The organism is Variovorax sp. RO1, from assembly GCF_002849325.1.
GTDB lineage: Bacteria > Pseudomonadota > Gammaproteobacteria > Burkholderiales > Burkholderiaceae_C > Variovorax.
Genome location: NZ_PKMT01000002.1, coordinates 762,298 through 779,466, shown reverse-complemented (window position 1 = coordinate 779,466; position 17,169 = coordinate 762,298). Strand labels below are relative to the sequence as shown.

The following is a 17,169-nucleotide window of genomic DNA, read 5'->3' as shown; positions in this document are numbered from 1 at the left end:
AAGATGCGCCCCAGGCCCCTGCCATCGCAACCCAAGGAACACACCATGGACTTCAAACTGCCTCTCGCACCTCTCGCAATGGCACTCGCCCTTGTCTTCGCCTGCGGCGCCGTCAGCGCCCAGGACGCCGGCACGCTGCGCAAGATCAAGGAGAGCGGCACGATCCAGATCGGCGCGCGCGACAGCCAGATCCCGTTCTCGTACAAGCTCAGCGCCGACAGCGCGCCCATCGGCTTCACCAATGACATCTGCCTGAAGATCGTCGACGCCGTGAAGGCCAAGCTGGGCCTGCCGAAGATCGAGGTGCGCTACACCATGCTCAACTCGACCAACCGCATTCCGCTGCTGCAGAACGGCACCGTAGACCTCGACTGCGCGACCACCACCAACACCACGCAGCGCCAGGCGCAGGTCGACTTCGCGCCCAGCCACTTCGTCACCAACATCACGGCCGCCGTGAAGAAGAACTCGGGCATCAACGCGCTGACCGACCTCAACGGCAAGAACGTGGCGACTGTCTCAGGCAGCACTTCGATCCAGCTGCTGCGCGGCGCGCGCAAGAGCGGCACCATCGAGGTGAACGAGATCGCGGGCAAGGACACCTCCGACGGCTTCCTGCTGCTGTCCACGGGCCGCGCCGATGCCTACGTGCTCGACGACGTGCAGCTGGCCGGCATGATCGCCAGCGCCACCAACCCGGGCGACTACAAGATCCTCAAGGAGTCGCTGCGCCAGGAGCCCTACGGCATCATGCTGCGCAAGGACGACCCCGAGTTCAAGGCGCTGGTCGACGAGACCGTCAACGGACTCATGAAGTCGGGCGCCATCGAGCAGCTGTACACCAAGTGGTTCCTCTCGCCGATCCCGCCGCGCAACGCGAACCTCAACTTTCCGATGACGGATGCGGTGCGCGAGATCTACAAGAACCCCAACAACAAGGGCGTCTGACACCATGGCAGTCACACGTGCAGACCTGCCGCAAGGCGAGCTCTTTTCCGAGGCGCTCATGCGCGAGGTGCGTGAGCGCTTCCTGGGCATCGAGCGCGACCACCACGGCCGCGAGCGCCTGTACTTCGACAACGCCGGCGGCTCGTTCCGCCTGAAGGCCGCGGTCGAGCGCTTCGCGCAGGTCGACGCCATTCCCGACAACGCCGAGCGCATCCACGAAACCGCCGTCGAGTTGCAGGCGATGCAGGCGCGCGGCGCCGACGACCTGCGCACCATCCTCAACGCCGTCGGCGGCAGCGTGTACCCCTCGCTCACCGCCTCGGGCGCCATGTTCGACATGGTGCGTGCGGTGGCCGAGAACGTGCCGGGCACGAACATGGTCACGACCGCGCTCGAGCACCCGTCGGCCTTCGACGCCATGCGCCTGTACGCCGAACGCCTCGGGCGCGAGCTGCGCGTGGCCAGGAGCAACCCCGTCACCGGCGGTGTCGACGTGGACGCCATCGTCGGGCTGATCGACGAGAACACCTGTGTGCTCAACGTGATCCATGCGTCGAACATCTCGGGCGCCAAGCTCGACATGGCGACCATCGTGCGGCGTGCGCGCGAGATCAAGCCCGACCTGTACATCCTCGTCGATGCCGTGCAGCACGCGCCGCACGGCGTCATCGACCTGCAGCAGACGCCGGTGGACGGCATCAACCTCGCGCCCTACAAGTTCTTCGGCTGCCGCGGTTCGGGCTTCGCGTGGATGTCGGAGCGCGCGGCTGCATTGCCGCACCACAAGCTGGCTGGCAAGAAGCCCGGCCACTGGGAGCTGGGCAGCTCGGCGCCGTGGCAGTTCGCGGTGCTCACCGAAATCGTCGACTACGTGGGCTGGCTCGGCGGCCATTTCACCGACGCCACCGACCGCCGTGCCCGCTTCGTGGCGGGCATCGAGCGCATCGAGCTGCACGAGCGCGCGCTGCTGGCGACGCTGCTCGACGGCACCGCGCAGACGCCGGGCCTGCGCGCGCTCGATGGTGTGCAGGTGTTTCTCGACCACGAAGACCTCACGCAGCGCGACCTGATCCTGGGCATCGGCTTCGACGGCCTCGACTGCACGCAGGCCGTGGTCGAGTACGGCAAGCGCGGCGTGACCGTGTACGAGCGCGTGGCCAGCAGCATCTATTCGAAGCGGATGCTCGAATCCTTTGGGCTCGAAGGCACCGTGCGCGTGTCGCCGCTGCACTGCCACACGGTGGGCGAGATGGAAGCCTTTTTGCGCGTGACGCGCGAGATTGCGCAGGCCATCAGCGCTGCGTAGGCCCATCTGGGGCCGGATCGGCGGCCTGCTGTTGTGCGTCCACGCGCGCGATGTTCTGCTGGTGCGACACCAGCATCGCCGTCAGCTCGCCGTGGACGTGCGCGTCGCCTATGCGTGGCAGCAGCGCCTGCAGCTTGCGCACCACCCAGCCCTGGCCGCGGTTGAGCAGCGCCATGCGCGCGGCCAGCTCGGGCACGGCCATCGCGCGCTCGTAGAACGCGCCGGTGCGCGTGCTGGGCGTGGCGGCCAGCGACTGGATCGCGTCGATCAGCACGCCGCACCAGCGCACCTCGTCGCGGTGGATGTCGGTCACCAGGCGCTGCAGCGCGGGGTCGTCAGTCTCGGCGGCGCTGCGCAGCGTGATGCACGCGCCGGCACGCTCGGCTTCGAGCAGCTCGTTCAGCGCGGCCAGCAGCTCCTCGCGGTTGCCGGCGTCGCGGTAGGCCGCATCCAGCTCATCGGCGTAGCAGACCGGGGAGGACACTTCCACGCGCTCGGGGAAGCGCAGCCCCTGCGCGCGCAGCGCGGCGGGCGTGTCGGCGAAAGGCGGCGTGGCATCGTCGGGCGGGGAGGCGTGGGGCATGGGCGGCAGGGGGCGCATGGCAGGGCTCCTGAAGTCGTGTGCGTTGCCATGATGAACCGATGCTTCTCTCCAAGCCAGTGGGAGCGTGCGCGCCAGCATGTCGCGCCGCCGCCGGGAATCGAAGAAGGCGTGAGCGTGGGCAGCGAGCCCAGCCTGTGGCACCCGCTGCTGGCCGACTGGCTGATCTGGATGCACCGCGTCTGCCCCGAGATCGCGCTGCGCGCCGAAGTCGACAGCGCACAGCGCCCGCTCCACGCCGTGCAGGGCGGCGCGCTCGACCTGGCCGTGCGCTACAACCCGCCGCAGCGCCCCGGCATCGGCATGCATTCGCCGGGCTGAGGCGCAGTCCTGCTCCGCGGGTTGCTACTTTCAGGTACTTACGTCCAGGGCACCGGGACTCCGACAATCGGGCGCACGCCACCCTGCGCAACGCGGGGAAGAAAAATAAGCTTCGGGGAGTTTCATGTCCAACCACGGCAGTGTGCCTGTGCGCACGCGTTCGTCGTCACCATCCGCTGACCGCAGCGCCCTGTGGGCCGAGCTGAGCCAGACGGCGCGGCTGTACCGCCTCGAAGCGCCGAGCGCTGCTTCATCTTCTTCGTCGGCCGCGCGCGAGAGCATCGACGCCCTGCGCGTGGAAGGGTGGGTGCAGCGCGAAGCCGTGTCGCAGCTGTTCGAGCTGCGCATCGTGTGCCTGAGCTTGCGCGCGGACCTGGCACTGTCTTCGCTGATCGACCAGCCGCTCACATTGATCACCGTGCTGGCCAATGGCTCGCTCGCAAAGCGCACCGGATTGATCCGCGCAGTCGAGTCGCTTGGCTCCGATGGCGGTCTGGCGCGCTACCGCCTGACGCTCGTGCCCTGGCTCTGGCTGGCCACTCAGCAAGGCCGCAGCCAGGTCTTCCAGCAGCGCAGCGTCGCCGACATCATCGAGCGCGTGCTTGCGCCGTATGCCGACGCGGGCAGTTGGGCCTTCTCCTCCGAGGTGAACAGCTTCCTCGCCGATGCGCCCGTTCGCACCTACTGCACCCAGTACCGCGAGAGCGACTTCGACTTCTTCTCGCGCCTGCTGGCCGAAGAGGGCCTGGCCTGGCGCACCGAGGAAGACGCGAAGGCCCCGATGGGCCACAAACTCGTGATCTTTTCGTCGAACGACACCCAGCCCGCCGATGCCGGCTCGCCCGTTCGCTTTCACCGCAAGAGCTCGCAGGAGCGCAGCGATGCCGTGCAGGCACTGGTGCGCCGCATGCGCCAGTCGGTCGCGCAGGTGCACCTGAGCGCCTGGAACGTCGACGGCAAGCGCCAGCTCACAGGCAGCGCGCCGGCGCGCTTTCCGGTTGGCGGCAAGAACGCCCCGCGCCTGGAGTACGACGACGTGCTCGGCCTGAACGACCGCAGCCGCGGCTGGGACACCAACCGCACGCTCGAGCGCTATGCGGCCTTGATGATGGAAGCGGCCGAATGCCGCGCCGACSTGATGCTGGGCCACAGCACCGTGCGCACCTTGCGCGCGGGTACGCGCATCGAGATCGACGATGCGCCCGCCCTGGGCTTGCAGGCCAAGCCCGCGTTGCTGCTGGACACCGTCGAGCATGTGGGAATCAACAACCTGCCCAAGGACACGGCAGCGTCGATTGCGGCGCAGCTGGGCGAACTGACGGAACACCTCGTGTTCGACCAGCCCTGCGCCCCTGTGACGGCCGAAGCCGACGTGTTCGGGCTGGTGTCTGCAGCAGTGGCAACGAGCAACGACAACAGCATCTACCCGCAACCCCAGAACCTCGCCACCGCGCAGGCCCAGGGCTACGCCAACAGTTTCTCGGGCGTGCATGCCCCGCGCCCCTGGCGCCCCGCACTGGCAGCGGCCGATGGCGCCCGCCTGCATGCCAAGCCCACGGCCAGCGGCGTGCACAGCGCCATCGTGGTCGGGCCCTCGGGTGAGACCACGCCCAACGGCGCCGACGAGCTGTACTGCAACGACCGCGGCGACGTGCGCGTGCGCTTCCACTGGCAGAACGGAACTGGAGAGAGCGGCGACAGCGCCCAGGACAACCGCAGCACCCGCTGGATCCGCGTGGCCCAGCGCCAGGCGGGCCCCGGCATGGGCTGGCAGTGGCTGCCGCGCATCGGCCAGGAAGTGCTGATCAAGTTCGTCGACCTGGATGTGGACCAGCCCGTCATCGTCGGCGCGCTGTACAACGGCCGCGGCGACGGCGGCATCGCCCCCACACCCGGCGGCGCATCGCGATCCGGTGAGGAAAGCAACGACAGCAACGACGTCTTCGCCCAAGCAGGCAACGCCTCGCCCAGCGCCCAGGCCAACCTCGCTGCAGGCCACGCCCCGCCCTGGCACGGCGCCAGCGCCGACGACAAGGGCCACCGCAACGCAGCAGCGCTCAGTGGCTTCAAGACCAAGGAGTTCGGCGGCGAGGGCTTCAGCCAGTTGGTGTTCGACGATTCGAATCAGCAGCTGCGGGTGCAACTGCACGCAAGCATTGCCCACAGCCAGCTGAACCTGGGCCACCTGATCCACCAGGCCGACAACTTCCGGGGCAGCTTCCGCGGCCAGGGCCTGGAGCTGCGCACCGACGGCTACGCCGCCCTGCGTGGCGGCAAGGGCGTCTTGCTCAGCACGTACCACGGCGCAGGCGGCCAGAAGCTGGAGCCCGTGGGCGACTTCGCCGCCGGCATGGCACTGCTCAAGCAGGTGCAGCAGCTGGGACAGGCGCTGAGCGATGCGGCCAAGACCCACGAGACCGTGCAGCTGGCCGGGCACATCGGTGCCAACAAGGCCGACGAATCTCAACTCGACAAGGAACGCGCGCCTTACGCCGCGATGGAACGCACTGTCGGCGGCATGGTGACGGCCGATGCGCTCGATGCCGCCTACGCCGATGCGTCCGACAAGGCCATCGCCACCGGCGAAGGCAAGGTGCCCCACACGAGCGACGCCGTGGTCGCACTGGCCGCACGCGGAGGGCTTGCGATGGTGGCGGGCCAGCAGCTGCAGATCGTCAGCGGCGAGACCGCCACGCTGGCCAGCGGCGGCGACATCAACCTGGCGCTGGCCGACGTGCTGCGCGTGCACAGCGGCCAGGCCATCGGTCTGTTGGCCGGGGCGCAGAAGGCCGATGCCGAAACAGGCCTGTCGGTCATCGCGGGCAACGACGACCTGGACTTCCAGGCGCAGCACGACGAACTGCGCATCCAGGCCAAGGACGCGCTGAAGATCGCGAGCACCGACCAGACGGTGGAGTTCGCGGCCAAGAAGAAGATCCGCATCGCGACTGCGCAGGGCGCGTCGATCACGCTGCAGGATGGGGACATCACGTTTGAATGCCCGGGGAAGATCACGTATCACGCGGTGCAGCGGAAGTTGGCGGGGCCGGTGCAAAGCAACTACCCGCTGCCGCAGTTTCCGCAGAGCGTTTGCGTGGAATGCCTGCTCCACGCCATGCAGTCAGGCCAAGCATTGGCCGCGAAGAATGGCTAGCGTGGAATGGATCGACCCGCCACAGCAAGGCTCAGCCGTGCTGATCCAACAGCGGCTGACTACGGAGCCCGTTGCCGCGGGCACCTACGCGCTGCTGGACATGGCGTTCGCTCCGGAACTGGCATCGCAGTTGAAGCACGCGGCCGGAGTGCGCCCACTCGTATGCCTCTACACGAACCTGTACAGCGGCCCGGGCCTCGACGCGATCGCTCCGACGCTGCTGGAGTTGCCCGCGGATGACGATGACCGACTGTCACTTCTCCAACGACTCCTACGTCTGACCAGCGGCAAGCCGATGCTGAGCATCATCGCCTCGGACCAGTCCGCAGGGGCACTCATGCTGCATTTGCAGCAGCAGATGGAAGCCGTGACGTCGGACAAGAAAGCTTGGATGCTCCGTCTGGCAGACACCCGGTCTTTTCATGCGCTGCTCGAGGTGTTCACGCCCCTTCAACGCGAACGACTTCTCGCGGGCGTGATGCACTGGCATTACCTCGGGCGCGACGGACAACTTGTCTCCGTATCCGGTACGTCGCCTCAGGCAGCGCGGGAGACCACGCCCTACGAATTGGAAGACCTCCAGCATCAGCGGTTGCAGCGCATGGCGTTGCCGGATGCCCTTCTCTTCAACATCGTGCGGCGGCCCGATTTGTTCGGCCAACTGCACGGGCGAGTCTCGGCGGCCCATGCGTGCATCGAAGACACTCTGAAAAAAATGACACCGACTACCGGGCTTCACGATGCAACGCTCTACGGCGCCGTGATCTCGGCGCTTTCTGAACAACAGCTGATCCTGGATGAGGTGGTCTGACGCATGCCGAGAATCCGCGCATTGAAATCGTTGCTTCTTGCGTTGTTGGCCATCGTGCTGGTGGGCACCTTGACGGCTGGCTGCGATGCAAAGGAGGCGGAGCCGCCTGTTGCCGAGAACAACGAAATTGGACTCACGGTAGAAGGGCTGAACTACTCCGACACTTCCGTGGGCCCTTTCTACGTCAACGATCAATGGGCGGGGAACGCTCTGAGCTATGCAGGCGGCAGAAGTGTTGCGACCAGCATTGGGCTTCCCAAAGTCTGGCGCGCGGGCCTGACGGTCACCATTTCGTGGAGCAACGACGCGCTGTATGCAAAAGATCCCAAAGCGCTGTACAGCAGAGTAGTTGAGATTCCCCGCTACAACGGCCTCCAGGGCGGCACTTTTTGGGTCGCGTTTCTGCCAAACGACCAGATCAAAGTCTATGCCTCATCCGTAGGGCCGGGACATCCGAAATTCCCAGATAAAGAGTTGATCAACCCTCGGGACTATTGCCTGATCCGTCCCGTGTGCCACGACAAGTACTACCCCAACGAACGCGTACCCGAGATGTGGGAGGTCACTTCGCCAGTGCGCATGTCAGATCCACCAACAGAAGGTGAAAAACGGGAGGCCATGAAGAGAATCGCGGAGGATGCGAAAGAAGAACAAAAAAAGGAAGCCCAGAAACCATGACGACAAGCAAATTTCTGGAACCTCTAGGTGAAGACCCACTGGCGCTGACCAAGACGCAAAAGGCTCTCTGTCTGGCGCGGCACTCATCTACTGCCGGCCTGCCATGCAACAAGGAACTGCACTTTGGTTTCTTCTTCGACGGAACCAACAACAACCGTATTCGCGATACGCCGACCAAGAGCCAAAGCAATGTGGCACGGCTGTACGACGTTTTTGACGATGCTCCGGCTGAGAATGCCCGCATCTACGCTGCCGGCGTAGGAACTCCCTTCCGGGAGGAGGTTGGTGATAGCGGTTTGGGCGCTGCGGCCAATGCGGGTCTGGGTGCTGGTTGGGGCGGAGAAGCGCGCATCAATTGGGCGCTGCTGCAACTCCATGACTCTTTGTACCGCTATTTTTTTCGGGGCTCAAATTTCAGCGCATCTCTCGGGACCAGCGACCTCGCTACCGTTAAGAAGATGTCCGCAGATGTCAACATGTCCCCCGGCGCCATCCGCAACCTGGGAAAAAGCGAAGTACAGATGCTGCGGGAGGTGGGCCTGACGGAGAAGGTGGGGAACATCTTCGATACGACCGTCACTCCTGTTCGGGACAAGGCGCGGAGGGACATTCTGCGAGAGCGCCGTCAGCAGTTGTGGAACAAGCTCGGCAGCCTGGTGCAGCAGCGCAAACCCAAGCTGGAGCGGCTGTGCATCTCGGTTTTCGGCTTTTCACGCGGCGCTGCGGAAGCGCGTGCCTTCTGCAACTGGTTGACCGACGCACTCGACCCCGACTACACATTGGCCGGGCTCAAGGTCGAAGTCGTTTTTCTGGGTATCTTTGACACAGTGGCGTCAGTTGGCATGGCGCAAAGCGCACTGATCAGAGACGGGCACGATGCTTGGGGTCGGCCCAAGGATCTGGCTATTCCCGGCTATGTGCAGCGCTGCGTGCACTTGGTCTCCGGGCATGAGGTTCGCGGCTCCTTTCCGCTCGATCTGGCCGGAGGCGATGGCATTGAGGTGGTGTATCCGGGGGTGCATTCGGATGTGGGCGGCGGCTATCCCCCCGGCGAACAGGGGCGAGGCAGCGCAAACGGGACATCACTCAAGCCAAACGACAGCGCCAAACTCTCGCAGGCTCCGCTCTGCCAAATGTTCCGCGAAGCGGTGACAGCAGGCGTGCCGTTGGATCTCAATGGACCGCGCGTACTGCAATACATGCGCGATGCATTCACGGTAGCGCCTGCGTTGCGCGAGGCCTTCAATGCCTATGTAGCGGCCGTCAAGCCGCTGCTCGGCGACGGGATCAGTACCCCAGCCGCTATGCAGACTCACTACGGGCTCTACGTACGCTGGCGTCGCCTTCGCCTGGGCCCCACAGGTGCTGAAGCCCTCGAGACACAAGACTTTCTCAAGCGCGCCAAACAGTTCAAGTACGGACAGGACTACACCGACTTGACGCTTGCCAACGCCGAACTCCGAGATGAATGGAAGACCCTCAAGAAGGACGAGAAAGATCCTCTGTATGACGACACTTTGCTAGGTACGTTTTTGAGGGGTAGCTCTATCCCGAGATTTCTGACTGACTGGGTGTGGGGCGAAAAAGTGCGGCAATGGAAGGACGTTCGAAGGCACTGGAACAGTCCCGACCCATTGCCCTCGGCTGTCATTCATTTGCTGGACGACTACGCCCATGACTCGCGCGCCTGGTTCAAGCCGACAGGCGAAACCAATGAATCGACCTGGCGTGCGAAGCAAACAGACCGCATGGCCCAACTCGAAGCCAAGGATGCCGCCAACAAGGAAGGTGAGCGCAGGAATCGCGCGATTCTCGACACAGCTCAGGAGGCCGCACGCAGAGGGCGACCGGTGTACGCCCCCACGATCTCACCACCGCCACCCGCGCTGACCAAGCAGGAACTCGCCGATCTGACGGCCTACCGCAAGGACAAAACCCTTCCGACCGAAACCGGCTCTCGCGAACCCAGCTCGATCTGGGGCTACCTGCGCTGGCGTACGCTGTACCGAAACGGTGTGGCGTTGACGAACAAGGAGCGCCTGGATTCCTACATTTCGGCGCAACCACCCAAGGAGCCGCCGCCGATGGATGCAGAAGGCATGCGGCAGATCATGAGCACCAAGGGCATCGGGGACATATTCAGCGGCATGCGTTAAGGGGCTAATCCACCCGGCCTACCGCCACGACGAGTAGAAATGCGCGAATACGGCTTTCGGCCAAGTACGCTGGCAATTGCCTCCGATGACGCCGGACCAAGATGAATCCGATCCCCCTCATCCTGATCGCCGGCACCCTGCCGTCGCTGGTGTGCACGCTCTTCCTGATCGGCCATCGTGTGCGCCCGCATCCGTCATGGGCACCTCGCTTGAAGCAAGCCCGGCTGTTCGTTCTCGTGCTGGCCGGCGCCGCATTGCTCTACCTCGGCGCGCGCCATCTGCTCGTCGACGCACGCCATACAGGCGCACGTCTCGAGACCTACATGGCCGCCGTGACGTTCGCACCCTGCATCGTTTCAGGACTCGTCGCCCTGTTCCTCAAGCCTTGACGATCGCCCTCACTCACCCAATCCGCGCAATCGTCGTCCCAGCCGCCACATAGCCACCCGCCGCAGCCGCGAACGCGATGCGCCCTGCGCGGTGCGCAACGACCTGCATCTCCATCTTCATCGCCTCCATCACCGCGATCACGGCGCCTTCGGCGACCTCATCGCCGTCGGCGACCTTCCAGCCTTGCAACGTGCCCGACACCGGCGCAGTCACGGCGGCGGCATCAGCCGCAGGTGCGCTCGCAACACCAGGCAACGCAGCACCAACACCACCCGCCGACGCCAACCCACGCAGCAACTCCGCCGGCAGCCCCAGCGACATGCGCCGCCCGTCGATCTCGATCGCCGTGCGATGCAGCGCTGCATCCGGCAGTGGATCAGGCCGCATGCCCGCCGCTTCGTCGTTCGCAAAGTCCGTCTCGATCCAGCGCGTGTGGACCTTGAACGTGTCTTCCGACACGAAGTCAGGGTGCGCCATCACCGCGCGGTGGAACGGCAGCACGGTCGCCAGGCCTTCGATGCGGAATTCCTTCAGCGCGCGGCGTGCGCGTGCGATCGCCTGGGCGCGCGTGGCGCCGGTGACAATGAGCTTGGCCATCAGCGAGTCGAAGGTGCCGGGCACCTGCGAGCCGGCGTCCACGCCGGTGTCGACGCGCACGCCCGGGCCCGAGGGTGCGTCGAACACGTGGACGGGGCCGGGCGTCGGCAGGAAGCCGCGGCCCACGTCTTCGGCGTTGATGCGGAACTCGAAGGAGTGGCCGCGCGGTGCGGGCGTCTCTGTGACCGACAGCGGCAGGCCTTCGGCGATGCGCAGCTGCTCGATGACGAGGTCGATGCCGGTGGTTTCCTCGGTGACGGGGTGTTCGACCTGCAGGCGCGTGTTGACCTCGAGGAAAGAGATCGCGCCGCTCGCACTCAACATGAACTCGACGGTGCCGGCGCCGGTGTAGCCGGCGGCCGCGCAGATGTCGCGCGCCGATTGGTGGATGCGCTCGCGCTGTGCGTCGCTGAGGAACGGCGCGGGCGCTTCTTCGACCAGCTTCTGGTTGCGACGTTGCAGCGAGCAGTCGCGCGTGCCGAGCACGACGACGTTGCCGTGCGTGTCGGCGATCACCTGCGCCTCGACGTGGCGCGGGCGGTCGAGGAACTGCTCGACGTAGCACTCGCCGCGGCCGAAGGCGGTGATAGCTTCGCGCACGGCCGACTCGAACAGGCCTTCGACTTCGTCGAGCCGCCATGCGACCTTGATGCCGCGCCCGCCGCCGCCGAAGGCCGCCTTGATGGCGATCGGCAGGCCGTGCTGCTCGGCGAAGGCGAGCACCTCGCTGGCGTCTTTCACCGGGTCGGCGGTGCCCGCGACGAGCGGCGCGCCAACCTTCAGTGCGAGCTTGCGGGCCTGCACCTTGTCGCCGAGCGTGGCAATGGCCGAGGGCGACGGGCCGATCCATGTGAGGCCGGCGTCGATCACCGCCTGCGCGAAGGCAGCGCTTTCCGAGAGGAAGCCGTAGCCGGGGTGCACGGCGTCGGCGCCGCTGCGCTTCGCAACGGCCAGCAGCTTGGGAATGTTGAGGTAGGTGTCGGCGGGGCGGTGGCCGTCCAGGCCGTAGGCCTCGTCGGCCCGGCGCACGTGCAGTGCATTGAGGTCGGGATCTGCATAGACGGCGACCGACTGCACGCCGTGGTCGGCGCAGGCGCGTGCGATGCGCACGGCGATTTCGCCGCGGTTGGCGATCAGGACTTTTTTCATCGCAGGACTCTCGATCTCAAAGGTCGATGGGGCCATGCTGGCCAGCCATCGGTTGGAAGCGGACGCGGGCGTTCACGGGGATCTGCCCCGCACGGTCCAGGTGGTGGGTGGCGACCGACGCGATCACGGGGTAGCCGCCGGTGAGCGGGTGGTCGGCCAGGAACAGCACAGGCTGGCCGCTGGGCGGCACCTGGATCGAGCCGCGCGCCGTGCCCTCGCTGGGCAGCTCGGCGGTGTTCGCACGCACGAGCGGCGCTTCACCATTCAGCCGGATGCCGACGCGGTTGGACTGCGGCGTCACCACCCACGGCTGGCTGCACAGGCGCTCGACGGCGTCGACAGTGAACCAGTCGGTGCGCGGGCCGAGCACGATGTCGAGCACGACTTCGTCCTGCACGGTGGGCAGGTCGGACGGCGGCGCTTCGGTGGCACCGACGACGGCGCCGATGGCAACGGCGCGCACGGCCAGTACATCGCCCGCCACCACGGCGGGCGGGCCGATGCGGGCCAGCGTGTCGGTCGCGCAACTGCCGAGCACGGCCGCCACGGCAAAGCCACCGCGCACAGACAGGTAGCTGCGGATGCCGGCGACCGGTTCGCCGAAGGTGACGGTGTCGCCGTCGGCCAGCGCAACGGGCTGGTAATGCGACAGCGGCCATTGCGCGCCATCGGCGCGGGTCAGCGTGAGCGGGCCGTCGGCGCCGGTGATAGCGATCACGGCGTCGCCGCGGCAGACGAACTGGAAGCCGCCGTAGGCCAGCTCGAGGCACGCGGCATCCGACGCATTGCCGACCAGTCGATTGGCTGCCTGCAGCGAGCGCTGGTCCATCGCACCGGAGGCGGACACGCCCTGCCGCGCTTGGCCATGGCGACCGCCGTCCTGCCACAGCGCTTGCAAACCAGTGGCGCGAACTTCGAGTGCGCAGCCGCCTTCGATGGCAGCAGATGCTGGTGCGGCGACAGCTTTCTCGACCACAGGCAGTGCCACCTTCAATGACGTGGCATCCACAAAGCGCACCGTGTCACCAGGCTGCAGCAGCGCCGGCGTCTCGCGCGACAGGTCCCACATCGGTGTGTCCGTCACGCCGATGATCTGCCAGCCGCCGGGGCTGGCCTGCGGGTACACACCGCTGAAGCTGCCCGCGAGCCCGACGGCGCCTGCGGGGATGCGGGTGCGTGGCACGGCGCGGCGCGGCACGTTCAGACTCGGGTGGCCGCCGCTCAGGTAGGCGAAGCCGGGCGCGAAGCCGGTGAAGGCGACGGTGTAGTCGCTGCCGGTGTGGCGGCGCACCAGCTCGTCGGGCGTGATGCCGAGCAGGCCGACCACTTCGGCGATGTCTTCGCCGTCGTAGCGCACGGGAATCTCGATGCGCTTGTCGACGCGCGTCTCGCGGGCGTCGAGCTTTCGCAGGCGCACGGCATGCGCCAGCGCTGCCGCCGACAGCACGGCGGGCCGGAAGGTGATGAGGATCGTGCGCGCGGCGGGCACCAGCTCTTCGATGCCGGCGATGGGCTCGGCGCGCAGCGAGGCCAGCAGCGCGAGCGTCTGCGCCAGGTCGTCGAGTTCGACCAGCACCGCGTTCAGGTTGACGGGCAGAAAGTGCATCGACGTCGTCATGCGGTCGCTGCCTCGGTGAAGGGGCGGATCGTCACACCGGCTTGCACGAGCCGCTCGCGCACGCGGCGCGCCATCTCGACCGCGCCGGGGCTGTCGCCATGCACACAAATCGAATCGGCGCGGATGCGCACCACGCTGCCGTCGATGGCGGTGACGGTGCCTTCGTTCGCCAACCGCAGCATGCGCTCGGCCACGTCGTTCGCGTCGTGCTGCACGGCACCGGGTTCGCGGCGCGACACCAGCGTGCCTTGCGGCGTGTAGGCGCGGTCTGCAAAGGCTTCGGCCACCACGCGCAGGCCCTGCGCCTCGGCCCAACCCACGAGCGGCGAGCCCGCGAGCGCGACGAGGACCAGGCTGGAATCGATCTCGCGGAGGGCGGCGATCACGTCGCGCGCCTGGCGCTCGTCGTGCGCGATGGTGTTGTACAGCGCGCCGTGCGGCTTCACGTAGCGCACCTCGGTGCCGGCCGCGGCGGCCAGGCCCTTCAATGCGCCGATCTGGTAGATCACGTCGGCGCGCAGGTCGGCGCTGTCGACGTCCATGTTGCGGCGGCCGAAGCCGACGAGGTCGCGGTAGGCCACGTGGGCGCCCACGGCAACGCCGCGTTCCTTCGCCTGGCGCAGTGTGCGCAGGATGCCCGCGGGGTCGCCGGCGTGGAAGCCGCAGGCCACGTTGGCGCTGCTGACGATGTCGAGCATGGCGGCGTCGTCGCCCATGCGCCAGACGCCGAGGCTCTCGCCGAGGTCACTGTTCAAGTCGATGTTCATCGGGGGTCTCCGGCGTGCTTGCGTGCACGCCCTGGGTTCAATGCAGCTGGCCGGCGGTTTCGCGCACGTCGTGGCGCACGGTGAGCGCGGTGCGGATCGCCACGCGGAAGGCCTCCACCTGCGCGGCCAATGCCATGCTCGCCACGCCGGGCTTCGAGGACGCCTGCTCGGGCAGGTAGGGCACGTGGACGAAGCCGCCGCGCGTGTGCGCCAGCGCCGGGCGCGTGGCGAGCCGGTGCATCAGCGCGTAGAAGATGTGGTTGCACACGAAGGTGCCGGCGCTGTTCGACACGGCCGCAGGCAGGCCCGCCGCGCGCATGTCGCGCACCATGGCCTTGATCGGCAGCGTCGAGAAGTAGGCCGCCGGGCCGTCCTTGACCACGGGCAGGTCGATGGGCTGCTGTCCGGCGTTGTCGGGAATGCGCGCGTCGTCGATGTTCAGCGCGGCGCGCTCCATCGAGATTTCGGTGCGCCCACCCGCCGCGCCGATGCACAGCACCAGCTGCAGGGGCGAGCCGATCAATGCGGCGTCGAGCGTGTCGATGGCGCGGCCGAACACGCAGGGCAGTTGCACCGCCTGCACCACGGCGCCTTCGCAGGCCCAGCCGTCGAGCGCGCGGGCAATTTCCCAGGCGGGGTTGACCGGGTCGTTCTCGAAGGGCTCGAAGCCCGCGAGTAGCACGCGGCGTGCCTTCGCATCGGTGGTGGCGATCGTCATGCGCGGTGCCTCAGCGGAACATCAGGAAGTACAGCAGGAAGATGTTGACCACCAGCAGCGCGGCCGCGGTCGGTATCTGCACCTTGATCACCGCGTTCTTGTCGGGCAGCTCCAGCAGGGCCGCGGGCACGATGTTGAAGTTGGCCGCCATCGGCGTCATGAGCGTGCCGCAGTAGCCCGAGAACATGCCGATGGCCGCCATCACGGCCGGGTCGCCGTGGTACACGCCCACCAGCACCGGCACGCCGACGCCGCCCGTCATCACCGGGAAGGCCGCGAAGCCGTTGCCCATGATGATGGTGAACAGCGCCATGCCCAGCACGTACACCGCGACGGCGACGAAGCGGATGTCCATGTTGATGTAGCTGGTGGTGATGTGCGCCACCGCCTTGCCCACGCCGGCGTCGGAGAACACCAGGCCCAGCATGCCGAGCATCTGCGGCAGCACCACGGCCCAGCCGAGCGCGTCGGTCAGGCGGCGCGACTCGCGCATGCCCTGCACGGGCGTCTCGCGCGTCAGCCAGCAGGCCAGCGCCAGCGCCACCACGCAGCCGATGCCCAGGCTCACCAGCGTGGTGTTCTTGGGGTCGAGCAGCAGCGTGCCGCCGAGCTTGATGTGGCTCATGCCCACGGTGCCGATCACGGTGACCAGCGGAATCGCCAGTGCGGGAATGAACAGCTTGTTGCCCAGGCGCGTGGCACTGGCCTGGTATTGCTCGGGGGTGGGCTCGCGGTGCTTGCCCGCGCCGACGCCGCGCAGGCCGGCAATGACGGCCATGCCGATCGCACCGACGCCGACCAGCGCGGGCGGCAGCTTGTCGCCGACGAGGAAGACCAGCGCATAGATGCCCCAGAAGAGCGCGCTGGTGTAGCGCTTGGGGTGCTGGCGGTCGGCCAGCGTCATCACGGCCGTGACGGCGAGGATGAAGCCGACCAGAAGGTACAGGTGCTGGATCGAGAGAATCATGATGTTCAGCGTCCTTCCTTGGCGGGCACGGCGGTGGCAACGGGTGCATCGGCATCCGCCGCGCCGCCCAGCTCACGGGCCAGCGCCTGGTCGAGCCGGCGCAGGCGCCAGGCGTGGATGATGAAAGCGGCAATGGCCGTCGGAATGCCCCACATCGCGATGTGCAGCGGCTCCACGTCGATGCCCGCTTCGTGCAGGAAGGTGGTCATGAGCACGATGGCGCCGAAGGCCACGAAGATGTCTTCGCCGAAGAACAGGCCCACGTTGTCGGTGGCCGCGGCGTAAGCGCGCAGCTTGTGGCGGATGCGGTCGGGCAGCTTGCCGTAGCGCGTTTCGGTGGCGCCTTCGGCCATCGGCGCGAGCAGCGGACGCACCATCTGCGGATGGCCGCCCAGGCTGGTCAGGCCCATGGCCGCCGTGAGTTCGCGCGCGGCGAGGTAGACGATCAGCAGGCGGCCGGCGGTGGCCGACTTGATGCGGCTGATCCAGTTCTGCGCGTGCTGGCGCAGGCCGTGGCGCTCCAGCAGGCCGATCACCGCCAGCGGCAGAAGAATGATCAGCGGCAAGTTGCGCGTCTTGATGAAGCCGGTGCCGATGGCCGTGAGGATCGCCATCGGGCTGAAGCCCGCGGCAAACGCCGTCACGATGGCCGTGACGATCACGACCAGCATCGGATTGAAGCGCAGGATGAACCCCGCAATGATCACGGCCACGCCGATCAGCGGCCACAGGGGGACTTCAGGTGTCATGGTTGGTCTTTCGTTGCAATGCAAAACACCGGCGCTTGGGCACCGGTGCGGTCGATTGATGCAAACCTCATGCCAATGAATGAGCAATTCATTTCTTATGAATCACTCATTTCAAACAAGTTGTTGAACAATTTAATGTAGTGTGCCCAACAACAGTGCTTGGATACCCCCATGAAAACCCTGAAACGGGCGCATTTCGGTGCACGGCTCGGCGTGGCCGCGGGGGCTGTCTGTTACAA

At 66.7% G+C, this 17,169-nt stretch carries 15 protein-coding genes; 8 read left to right on the top strand and 7 right to left on the bottom strand.

The features are described from left to right. Positions 1-45: 45 nt before the first annotated feature. Both CY658_RS14840 and CY658_RS14835 read left to right on the top strand, forming a co-directional pair. Entirely contained in the window at positions 46-948 is a 903-nt protein-coding gene (locus tag CY658_RS14840; RefSeq protein WP_101490925.1) for an amino acid ABC transporter substrate-binding protein, read from the top strand. 4 nt (positions 949-952) lie between these two features. Next, positions 953-2,254, top strand: a complete 1,302-nt coding sequence (locus CY658_RS14835; RefSeq protein WP_101490924.1) for an aminotransferase class V-fold PLP-dependent enzyme — start codon at positions 953-955, stop codon at positions 2,252-2,254. Here the strand turns inward: CY658_RS14835 and CY658_RS14830 are convergent. Further along, positions 2,241-2,837, bottom strand: a complete 597-nt coding sequence (locus CY658_RS14830; protein WP_257884872.1) for a DUF6306 domain-containing protein — start codon at positions 2,835-2,837, stop codon at positions 2,241-2,243. The two genes, CY658_RS14835 and CY658_RS14830, sit on opposite strands and share 14 nt — an antisense overlap. A 48-nt stretch (positions 2,838-2,885) precedes the next feature. On the opposite strand from CY658_RS14830, the gene CY658_RS14825 reads away from it, so the two are divergent. From CY658_RS14825 to CY658_RS14800, 6 genes are all read left to right on the top strand, one after another. Continuing rightward, entirely contained in the window at positions 2,886-3,176 is a 291-nt protein-coding gene (locus CY658_RS14825; RefSeq protein ID WP_143713689.1) for a LysR substrate-binding domain-containing protein, read from the top strand. A gap of 124 nt (positions 3,177-3,300) precedes the next feature. Continuing rightward, on the top strand, positions 3,301-6,330 hold the full coding sequence (locus CY658_RS14820) for a type VI secretion system Vgr family protein (protein WP_101490923.1): 3,030 nt from the start codon (positions 3,301-3,303) through the stop codon (positions 6,328-6,330). Position 6,331: 1 nt separating this feature from the next. Then, positions 6,332-7,141, top strand: a complete 810-nt coding sequence (locus CY658_RS14815) for a DUF4123 domain-containing protein (RefSeq protein ID WP_180838953.1) — start codon at positions 6,332-6,334, stop codon at positions 7,139-7,141. Positions 7,142-7,144: 3 nt separating this feature from the next. Beyond that, a complete protein-coding gene (locus CY658_RS14810) occupies positions 7,145-7,819 on the top strand; it encodes a DUF3304 domain-containing protein (protein WP_101490921.1) in 675 nt (224 codons plus the stop codon). Continuing rightward, the gene (locus CY658_RS14805; RefSeq protein WP_101490920.1) at positions 7,816-9,975 is read left to right on the top strand and encodes a T6SS phospholipase effector Tle1-like catalytic domain-containing protein; all 2,160 of its coding nucleotides are present in this window, start codon (positions 7,816-7,818) and stop codon (positions 9,973-9,975) included. Before CY658_RS14810 ends, CY658_RS14805 begins: the two co-directional genes overlap by 4 nt. Before the next feature lie 101 nt (positions 9,976-10,076). Further along, positions 10,077-10,364 carry a hypothetical protein gene (locus CY658_RS14800; RefSeq protein WP_101490919.1) on the top strand — a complete coding sequence of 96 codons (288 nt, stop codon included), beginning with the start codon at positions 10,077-10,079 and terminating at the stop codon, positions 10,362-10,364. Between the two features lie 13 nt (positions 10,365-10,377). On the opposite strand, the gene CY658_RS14795 is transcribed toward CY658_RS14800, so the two are convergent. Genes CY658_RS14795 through CY658_RS14770 form a run of 6 tightly spaced genes read right to left on the bottom strand, consistent with a single transcriptional unit; the run spans position 10,378 to position 16,930 of the window. After that, a complete protein-coding gene (locus CY658_RS14795) occupies positions 10,378-12,111 on the bottom strand; it encodes an acetyl/propionyl/methylcrotonyl-CoA carboxylase subunit alpha (RefSeq protein ID WP_101490918.1) in 1,734 nt (577 codons plus the stop codon). Between the two features lie 16 nt (positions 12,112-12,127). Continuing rightward, a complete protein-coding gene (locus tag CY658_RS14790) occupies positions 12,128-13,717 on the bottom strand; it encodes an urea amidolyase family protein (protein ID WP_101491294.1) in 1,590 nt (529 codons plus the stop codon). 8 nt (positions 13,718-13,725) lie between these two features. Continuing rightward, positions 13,726-14,496: a LamB/YcsF family protein gene (locus CY658_RS14785; RefSeq protein ID WP_101490917.1), complete on the bottom strand. Its 771-nt coding sequence runs from the start codon at positions 14,494-14,496 to the stop codon at positions 13,726-13,728. Between the two features lie 37 nt (positions 14,497-14,533). After that, positions 14,534-15,214 carry a pyroglutamyl-peptidase I gene (gene pcp / locus CY658_RS14780; protein WP_101490916.1) on the bottom strand — a complete coding sequence of 227 codons (681 nt, stop codon included), beginning with the start codon at positions 15,212-15,214 and terminating at the stop codon, positions 14,534-14,536. Between the two features lie 10 nt (positions 15,215-15,224). Beyond that, on the bottom strand, positions 15,225-16,181 hold the full coding sequence (locus CY658_RS14775; protein ID WP_095747223.1) for a DUF979 domain-containing protein: 957 nt from the start codon (positions 16,179-16,181) through the stop codon (positions 15,225-15,227). A gap of 5 nt (positions 16,182-16,186) precedes the next feature. After that, positions 16,187-16,930 (bottom strand): DUF969 domain-containing protein, encoded by a 744-nt coding sequence (locus CY658_RS14770; protein WP_101490915.1) that lies wholly within the window; start codon positions 16,928-16,930, stop codon positions 16,187-16,189. Positions 16,931-17,169 lie beyond the last annotated feature (239 nt).